Source organism: Kitasatospora sp. NPDC059817, from assembly GCF_042731835.1.
In the GTDB taxonomy this organism is placed as follows: domain Bacteria; phylum Actinomycetota; class Actinomycetes; order Streptomycetales; family Streptomycetaceae; genus Kitasatospora.
Genome location: NZ_JBHWIR010000032.1, coordinates 43,366 through 51,718 on the forward strand (window position 1 = coordinate 43,366; position 8,353 = coordinate 51,718).

The 8,353-nt window shown below is 73.3% G+C and carries 9 protein-coding genes; 4 read left to right on the plus strand and 5 right to left on the minus strand.

Annotation, left to right across the window (positions count from 1 at the left end):
• Positions 1-115: 115 nt before the first annotated feature.
• From ACFV61_RS09965 to ACFV61_RS09975, 3 genes are all read right to left on the minus strand, one after another.
• Entirely contained in the window at positions 116-1,945 is a 1,830-nt protein-coding gene (locus tag ACFV61_RS09965) for a glycosyl hydrolase family 18 protein (protein WP_079135560.1), read from the minus strand.
• Positions 1,946-2,278: 333 nt separating this feature from the next.
• On the minus strand, positions 2,279-2,914 hold the full coding sequence (locus tag ACFV61_RS09970) for a hypothetical protein (RefSeq protein WP_159398413.1): 636 nt from the start codon (positions 2,912-2,914) through the stop codon (positions 2,279-2,281).
• Between the two features lie 164 nt (positions 2,915-3,078).
• On the minus strand, positions 3,079-3,639 hold the full coding sequence (locus tag ACFV61_RS09975) for a DoxX family protein (protein WP_063347410.1): 561 nt from the start codon (positions 3,637-3,639) through the stop codon (positions 3,079-3,081).
• A 200-nt stretch (positions 3,640-3,839) separates the two neighbouring features.
• On the opposite strand from ACFV61_RS09975, the gene ACFV61_RS09980 reads away from it, so the two are divergent.
• Complete coding sequence (locus tag ACFV61_RS09980) at positions 3,840-4,472, plus strand: MarC family protein (protein WP_063347411.1); 633 nt, start codon at positions 3,840-3,842, stop codon at positions 4,470-4,472.
• A gap of 46 nt (positions 4,473-4,518) precedes the next feature.
• Here ACFV61_RS09980 and ACFV61_RS09985 read toward each other — a convergent pair whose 3' ends face one another.
• Together ACFV61_RS09985 and ACFV61_RS09990 are read right to left on the minus strand one after the other, a co-directional pair.
• Positions 4,519-5,064, minus strand: coding sequence for an NADPH-dependent FMN reductase (locus ACFV61_RS09985; protein WP_380370457.1), 546 nt, complete (start codon positions 5,062-5,064; stop codon positions 4,519-4,521).
• A 112-nt stretch (positions 5,065-5,176) separates the two neighbouring features.
• Positions 5,177-5,620 carry an Lrp/AsnC family transcriptional regulator gene (locus tag ACFV61_RS09990; protein WP_063347413.1) on the minus strand — a complete coding sequence of 148 codons (444 nt, stop codon included), beginning with the start codon at positions 5,618-5,620 and terminating at the stop codon, positions 5,177-5,179.
• A 215-nt stretch (positions 5,621-5,835) separates the two neighbouring features.
• Between ACFV61_RS09990 and ACFV61_RS09995 the strand changes: the two genes are divergently transcribed.
• From ACFV61_RS09995 to ACFV61_RS10005, 3 genes are all read left to right on the plus strand, one after another.
• Positions 5,836-6,666 carry a tryptophan 2,3-dioxygenase gene (locus ACFV61_RS09995; RefSeq protein WP_079135561.1) on the plus strand — a complete coding sequence of 277 codons (831 nt, stop codon included), beginning with the start codon at positions 5,836-5,838 and terminating at the stop codon, positions 6,664-6,666.
• 14 nt (positions 6,667-6,680) lie between these two features.
• Positions 6,681-7,907 (plus strand): kynureninase, encoded by a 1,227-nt coding sequence (gene kynU / locus ACFV61_RS10000; protein ID WP_380491008.1) that lies wholly within the window; start codon positions 6,681-6,683, stop codon positions 7,905-7,907.
• A gap of 145 nt (positions 7,908-8,052) precedes the next feature.
• Complete coding sequence (locus tag ACFV61_RS10005) at positions 8,053-8,322, plus strand: hypothetical protein (protein ID WP_063347415.1); 270 nt, start codon at positions 8,053-8,055, stop codon at positions 8,320-8,322.
• Positions 8,323-8,353 lie beyond the last annotated feature (31 nt).

Consider the following 8,353-nt stretch of genomic DNA (forward strand, 5'->3'; position numbering starts at 1 on the left):
GTATCCCCCCCCCCCCGGGGGGGGGCGGGGGGGGGGCCCCCCCGGGGGGCCCCGGACTGCTTGGTTCAGGTGCCGCGAGGGTCCGTCAGGCCCTCAGCTCATGCCGCCCGAAGGGTCAGCAGGCGCCGTTGTCGGTCCAGACGCCCCACTGGCCACCCTGGCTCGGGTCGTCGCCCTTGGTCCACCACTTGTTGGTGTAGTAGTGGCCCTTCCACGAGACCTTGGTGCCGCCGGCCGCGTAGGTGGTGTTGGCGTCCCAGCTCGGGGCGGCCGGGCAGCCGGCCGGCGAGGTCGGGGTGCCGGTGGGGGTACCGGTCGGGGTACCCGTGGGGGTGCCGGTCGGCGTGCCCGTGGGCGTGCCGGTCGGGGTCTGGGTCGGGGTCGCCGTGCTGCTCGGGGTGCCGGTCGGCGGGGCCGGGCAACCGGCGGCGGAGCCGTTGGTGGCGTTCACCATCGTGTCGAACAGGCCGGTCTTGGTGCCCAGGTCGTACAGCGAGAAGGCGAAGGAACCGCCGAGGCCGTTGCAGTGCGCGTAGTCGAGCTTGGCCTGGATCGACCGGGTGTCCTCACCGCTCCAGAAGGTGTTGCCATCGTAGAAGTACGTGGCCTTGGCGTCGTCGTCCCAGAAGGTCTTGGACGGGTTGTCGACGAAGCCCGCGAGCTCCTTGTACATCTGGATGCCGGGGACGTTGCCGGACATCGCCGCGCCGGTCGCCGGGCTGGCGGCGGGCTGGAACAGGCCGTTCTTGCCGTTGTTCTGGACGCCGGTCCAGCCGCGGTAGTAGAACGGCACACCCATGTTGATCTTGTTCGCGGGGAAGCCGCCGGGGATCCCGTAGTCCGCGTCGCCGACCGTCCACGCCTTGATGGCGTTGTCGATCGAGTACTTGCCGTGGCCCGGCTTGACCGGGGTCGACGGGTCGTTCGGGCCCGCGTAGAGCGCGGCCTGGTGGTTGGTCGGCCCCTGGGCGTCCCAGCCGCCGTGCATGTCGTAGGTCATGACGTCGAGGAAGGTGAGGTACTGACCGATCTTGTCGGTCTCGACGTTCATGATCTTGTCCTGGCCGGCGCCGACCGCCGCCGACAGGGCGTAGGTCTTGTTGTCGGCCTTGCCCTGGGCGTCCAGCTGGGTGCGGAACTCCTTCAGCAGCGCCGTGAAGTTCTGCTTGTCGGCCGGGCTGGAGATGTTGCCGGTGTGGCCGCCGCCGCCCGGGTACTCCCAGTCGATGTCGATGCCGTCGAAGACACCGGCGCCGGTGCCCGGGCCGCCGTAGCCGGCGTCGCTCGGGAGGTTGCCCTTGATGAACATGTCGAGGCAGGAGGAGACCAGGTGCTTGCGCGAGGCGTCCGTGGCGGCCGCCGGCGAGAAGTACTTGGAGTAGGTCCAACCACCCAGCGAGAGCAGGATCTTGAGGTTGGGGTTCTTCGCCTTCAGCTTCTTCAGCTGGTTGAAGTTGCCCGCGATCGGCTGGTTCCAGACGTCGCCGACGCCGTCGACCGAGATGTCCGCGCCGAAGCTCTTCTGGTAGTCGGCGAACGCGTCGGCCGCGCCGTCACCCGCGTTGGGGTTGTTGTCGTTCGTGTCGGCGGCCTTGGTCGCCTCGAAACAGCCCAGGTCGGTCGGGTGGATGTTCCCGAAGTCGTAGATCAGGTAGTCGAGCTTCCCGGCCACGCCGGTGTCCTGGATCGTCTTCGGGTAGTACGCGTTGGCGTAGACCGACCACTGGTCGTAGTAGGCGACCTTGATGCCGCCGCTGGTGGCGGCCGCGCCGGTGGTGTTGGTGGTCGCGGCGTTGGCCGCGGCGCCGCCGGTCAGCGCGAGGCCCGCGCCGAGCAGCACGGAGGCGGCGGTGCCGGCCGCGACGGCGGCCAGGCTCTTCGGGCGGCGTCGACGGCCGCCCGTCGGAGCCGGGGTCCCGGCCCTTTCAATGCGTGAACGCAGCATGGGTGCGTGACTCCTGGTTGTGGGGGTTTGCGTCGTCCCGTGGGGATGCGCCCGAGGTGGGGTCGGGCGACCGGGACATGACAGCTCAGTGCGGGGAATCGTGCGGGGAATCGAGCGGGATCAGCGGGATCGGGCCTGGACGGACACCGGGATGTGCCGAACCGGCGCCCGCGGCACGAGGCCGTTGACGCCGGTTCAGGGGCTCCCTGCACCTGGGCAATAAAAATGGACTAGACCAACTCCCCCGTCAAGGGGTCCCGTTGGGCCTTGAGCCGCGCTTAAGGTTCGGCCCCCGCCGGACACCCGCGCTGACCTGCGCGCCAGTAGCGGGAGTCAGTAGCGCAGCGCGTTCGCCACCACGGCCTTCAGGCTGCCCGAGAGGTCCCGGTTGCTGCGCGCGGTGGCCTGGGCGCTCCGGCCGGCCGCCACGTCCTGGACCGTCACCGCGGTCGCGTCCTGCACCGAGCCGGAGTCGTCGGTGAAGTCGACCTGGATCACGTACCGGTACGACTGCTGCCCGTGGTTGGTGACGGTCAGCTCCACCTGCGCCCTGCCGTCCGAGCCGGTGCTCACCGCCCCGACGGCCACGTCCCCCTTGGCGTCCAGCCCGCCCTTGATCCCGGCGACCGCCGAGGAGGCCGCCGACACCGCCGCCGAGGCCCGTGCCTCCGCCGAGGCGATCACCGCCCCCGCCCCGCCCGCCACCGAGGCCAGCGCCGAGGCGGCGGACGCGGCGGCCGAGGCGCCCCGCTCGATCGCGGCGGAGGCCGAGGTGGCCACGCTGCTCGCGCTCTTTCCGGAGGAGCAGCCCGCCAGCGCCACCCCGGCGACCATGGTGGCGGCCAACACCCCGGCCACCGCCCGGCGTTGGCGGCGCACCGGCGGCGCGTCCAGGTGCTGCGCGGTGACCCGCGGCCTCGAACCGATCCGGGTGAGCGGCTGGCGGTCCATGCGGTCCAGGCGGTCCATGCGGTCCCTCGTTTCTGCCTCGGCGCCGGGCTGCCCGGCACGCCTCCCCGCCCACCCTCCGAGGGCCGCCCGGGGGCCGCCAGCAGGACTGGTGCCTCCGGGTGACCCGGCCGGGCAAGGCCGGCGCGGGCCGCCCCCGGACAGGACCTGGGGCCGCCGGCGCGTCAGGACAGCCCCGAACCCTCCTGCGCGTCCGCCTCCATCGCGGCCCGCTCCTCGCGCAGCCGCACCACGTGCCGGCGCCGCGCCACCACGCCGTACGCCCCGGCGACGGACCCCGCGAAGGCCGCCAGGCCCATCCACGGCCGGTCGAGGACGTGGCAGGTCAGGTGGTCCAGCGAGTACCGCCCCGGACCGGCCAGGCCGAGCGCCAACCCGGCCGCGCCGAGGAAGGCCGGGTACTCGTAGCCGCCGGAGGTCGCGAAGAAGCCCCCGGGGGCGTGCACCGCCACCGCGCCGGCCATCGTCCCGGCCACCACCGCGCCGGCCGCCCCGGTGGCCAGCCCGGCGACCAGCAACACGCCGCCGCCCGCCTCACCGGCGCCCGCCGCGATGGCGCTCTGCCGGCCGGGGTGGAAGCCCATGTGCTCCATCGCCTGGGCGGTGCCCTCCAGGCCGCCGCCGCCGAACCAGCCGAACAGCTTCTGGGTGCCGTGCGCGATCAGCACCCCGCCGACCGCGCCGCGCAGGGCCAGCAGGCCCAGGTCCTTACGGTTCAGACACATGTCGCATCCTCGCTCCCGGGCAGGTGATCCGACTTCCATGGGAGCCGAGAGCGCGCACCCGTTCGAGCCGGGACGGCCATCCGGGCGAATTCGCCGGCGACCGGGAATGAACCGCCCCCCGACGAGATTCACGCCACGCCCGACCGCGGGGCGTGGCGTGGCGGAGCGGCCGCACCAGCCGCCGCGGTCATGCTTGGCGCATGTTCGTCTTCAATCTGAGCAGCGCCTTCATCACCTTCTTCGCCGTGGTCGGCCCGCCCAAGGTCCTGCTGGCCTTCGCCCGGCTGGCCTCCACCCGGAGCACCCGGGAACTGCGGCGGCTGGCGGCGTGGAGCACGGTCATCTCGGCGGTGATCGGCCTGGTGCTCGGCTTCACCGCGGACGAGGTCACCACGCTCTTCCACATCAGCGACCAGTCGCTGCAGCTCGCCGGTGGGGCGATCTTCTTCATCTACGCGGTCGCGCTGGTCTTCGGCGTCCACCTCGGCGGCGAGAGCGAGGACGGCGACCACCTGCCGAACCCGATGGTGGACGGCATCCGCGAACTGCTGCTGCCGTACATCGCCAGCCCGCTCGCGGTCACCGCCGTGCTGGTCGCCTCGCTCGCCCGCAACGACTGGGGCTGGAAGGCCACCATCGGCGGGGCCTACCTCGCGGTCGTGGTGATCAACTACGTCTGCGTGGCCCTGCTGGCGCCGCTGATGCAGCGCACCCACCGCACCTCGCTGGAGGTGCTCTCCCGGCTGCTCGGGCTGCTGCTCGCGGCGGTCGGCGTGGAGCTGTTCCTGACCGGCCTGGCCGGGCTCGGGGTGCACATGCCCGAAGGGCACTGAGCCAGGCCGCCGCCCGTCAGACCGCCGCCCGCCAGGCCGCCACCCGTCAGACCGCGGCGGCCGCCAGCCGGGCCAGCACCTCGCCGATCCGCTCCCGCACCAGCGGATCGGCGACCAGCCCGTCCGGGCCGACCGCCCCGCGGTCCAGCGGGATGCGGACGCAGGCCCCGTCCACCACGGCCGCGCCGGTGTAGCCGAGGACGGTGCGCAGGGTGGCCTCCGCGCCCTGACCCCGGCCCGGGCCGGCCGCATTGATCCAGCCGGCGGGCTTGTCCGCGATCTCCGTCCCGCCGACCGTCCAGTCCAGCAGGTTCTTGAAGGAGCCGGGCAGCGTCCCGGCGTACTCGGGGGTGCAGACCAGCAGCGCGTCGGCGGCCTCGACGGCGGCGCGCAGGGCGGCCACCGGCCCGGGCAGCGGGTCGGTGTCGTGGTCCGGGTTGAAGTGCGGCAGGCCGGCCAGCCCCGCGTAGTAGGTGGCCCGCAGGCCCGGGGTGGCGGCGGCCACGGCGGCGGCGGTGCGCAGCACGGTCTCGTTGGTGGAACCGGCCCGCAGGCTCCCGGGCAGCAGCAGGATGTGACGCTCGTTCGGCATGCCGAGGAACCTACCGTTCCGGCCCCGGGCCGCTCGGCGGCCGTGACGGCGCCATGGCGCCACGCCGCGCCGCGCCGGGGCGACGGCACTACGGCTTCACGGCTCCACGGCGCTACGCCCCGGCGGGCGCGACCACCGGCCGCCAGGGCACCGGGCTGGAGAGGATCATCGAGCTGGACGGCTGGCCGTAGCCGCCGAGCCGGTCGCACAGGGCCTCGAAATCGGCCATCGTGGGCACCGCGACCAGCAGCGCGCAGCAGGCCCCGCCGGTGACCCGGTGCAGCTGGAGCACCTCCGGCCAGGCGGCCACCTGGGGGTCGCGCAGCACGCAGCGCGGGCCGTAGCACTGGATCTGGACCAGCGCGGTGATCGGCAGTCCGGCCCGGCTGAGGTCCACGTGGGCGTGGTACCCGGTGATCACGCCGTCGGACTCCAGTCGGCGGACCCGTTCGGCCACCGCGGGTGCGGACAGGCTCACCCGGCGGGAGAGTTCGTTGTAGGAGAGCCTGGCGTCGGTCTGCAACTCGGCCAGCAGGCGGCGGTCGACGGCGTCCATGGCGGCTCCCGGAGTGACTGGAATGGGTGGTTTCGCGATCGTAAAGCGAATCGGCCGAACGCCTCGCGAACGACAGCCCGGATCGCGGTTGCGGTGTCCGTCGACCATTCAACCGGGGGGTCGCACCGCCGCACAATGGGCACCCCGGTGGAACCAGGCCGTCCGTCTGGTCGCCGGTCCGGGCGACGGGCCCGGGTGGATCAGGAGGAATCGGGATGGGGCACGACACGGTGGAGACACCCAGCCTGTCGTTCGGTCGGCGCGGGGAGCCGGATCGGGGCACCCCGTACGCCCGCTACGTGTGCCTGGACGAGCTGCACAGCCTGCAGCACCCGCGCAGCAAGGTGCCGGCCGAGCTGTCGTTCATCGTCACCACGCAGGTGATGGAGCTGCTGTTCGACCTGCTGCGGCACGAGTGGACGCTCGCCCAGCGCGCGCTGCGCGAGGACGACCTGCCCGCCGCGCTGGCCGCGCTGCGGCGCGGCACCCACGCGCAGGACGTGCTGGTGGAGTCCTGGGACCTGCTGGCCACCATGACGCCGCAGGAGTTCAACGGCTTCCGCGCGGAGTTCGGCCAGGCCTCCGGCTTCCAGTCCGCGGCCTTCCTGCACCTGGAGTTCCTGCTCGGCAACAAGAACGCCGCACTGCTCGCGATGTACGACGGGATGCCGCGGACGCAGGCCGAGCTGACCGAGGCGCTGCGCTCCCCCGGCCTGTACGACGACGCGCTGGCCCTGCTGGCCCGGCGCGGCCTGCCGCTGCGCCCGGAGCCCTCCGAGCAGCGCTACCGCGCCAGCGACGAGGTCGCCGCGGCCTGGCGCCTGGTCTACACCGACCCGGAGCACGCCGACCTGCAGCCACTCGCCGAGGCGCTGCTGGACGTCGCCGAGCGGGTCACCCGCTGGCGCCAGCGCCACCTGTCCGCGGTCAAGCGGACCATGGGCGGCAAGCCCGGCTCGGGCGGCTCCAGCGGGCTGAGCTGGCTGCGCAGGTCCGCCGAGCAGGACGTCTTCCCGGAGCTGTGGACGATCCGGGACGAGCTGTGAACGAGGGGATGGGCATGGTCACGCGCGAGGAGTGCGCGGCGCTGGACGCCGTCGACCCGCTGGCGGCGTTCCGCAAGGAGTTCGCCCTGCCGGACGGGGTGGTCTACCTGGACGGGAACTCGCTCGGCGCGCTGCCGGTGCGCACCGCGGAGCGGGTGCGGCAGGTGGTCGAGGAGGAGTGGGGCCGGGAGCTGATCCGCAGCTGGAACGACGCCGGCTGGTTCGAGCAGCCCTACCGGCTGGGGCGGCGGATCGCCCCGCTGGTCGGGGCCGGCCCGGAGGAGGTAGTGGTCTGCGACACCACCTCGGTGAACCTGTTCAAGGTGCTCGTCGCCGCGCTGCGGCTGCGCCCCGGGCGGCGCACGGTGCTGGGCGACGGCGAGGCGTTCCCGACCGACCTGTACATCGCCGAGGGCGCCACCGGCCTGGTCGAGGGCGCGCGCAGCGTGCTGGTCCGGCCGGAGGAGCTGGACCGGCACCTGGACGGCGACGTCGCCGCGGTCGTCCTCTCGCACGTGGACTACCGCACCGGCGAGCTGCTGGACCTGCCCGGGATCACCGCCCGGGTGCAGGCCGCGGGCGCGCTGATGATCTGGGACGTCTGCCACTCGGTGGGCGCGCTGCCGGTCGAACTCGGCGCCGCGGGCGCGGACTTCGCGGTCGGCTGCACCTACAAGTACCTGAACGGCGGCCCCGGTTCGCCGGCCTTCCTGTACGCCGCGGAGCGGCACCTGGCGGCCGGCCCGCGGCAGCCGCTGAGCGGCTGGTTCGGGCACGCCCGCCCGTTCGCCTTCGAGCCCGGGTACGACCCCAAGCCGGGCATCGGACGCTTCCTGACCAGTTCGCCGTCACTGCTCGGACAGGCCGCACTGGGCGCGAGCCTGGACGTCTGGGAGCGCGCCGACCCGGCCGCCGTCCGGGCGAAGAGCCTGGCCCTGACCGACCTGTTCATCGGACTGGTCGAGGGCCTGGACGGGATCGAGGTGGTGACCCCGCGCGAGCACACCCGGCGGGGCAGCCAGGTCGCGCTGCGGCACGCCGACGGCTACCCGGTGGTGCAGGCGCTGATCGCGCGCGGCGTGATCGGGGACTTCCGTGCGCCCGACCTCATGCGGTTCGGCTTCACCCCGCTGTACCTCTCGTACACCGACGTCTGGGACGCGGCCCGGGAGCTGGCCGAGGTGCTGGCCGGCGGGGAGTGGCGGGAGGAGCGGTTCTCCCGCCGGGGCGAGGTGACCTGAGGCCCGGCGCCACGGTCCGGGCCCGGCGTCGGCGGACAGTCCGTCACGGGACAGTGACGCAGGTCATGTCCAGGTAAAGTTCGACCCCCATCACCCTTGGGAAGCCTCTCGGTTGACTTACCGTCAGCCATTAAGGGAGGTTTGCGTGAACATCGAACTCGGACCGCTTGAGCCCGAACCCTTCATGCTGGCCCTGGGGTTGACCCTGCTCTTCCTGATCACGTGGACGCTGGGCCACCGCCTCCTCCCCCGCGTCGAGCGGGCCCAGGCCGAGCGGTGGGACGCGACCGAGGGCCGCACCGAACGCGCCGACGCCATCCGCGCCGAAGCCGAGGCCGGCCGGGTGGTCGGCGAACCGGTGCACGCCGTCGCCGCCGGCCGCCGCACGGTGGACCGCTTCTTCCGCTCCCGCTGAGCCGCCGTCGACCCCTCGCCCGCGCTGGGCG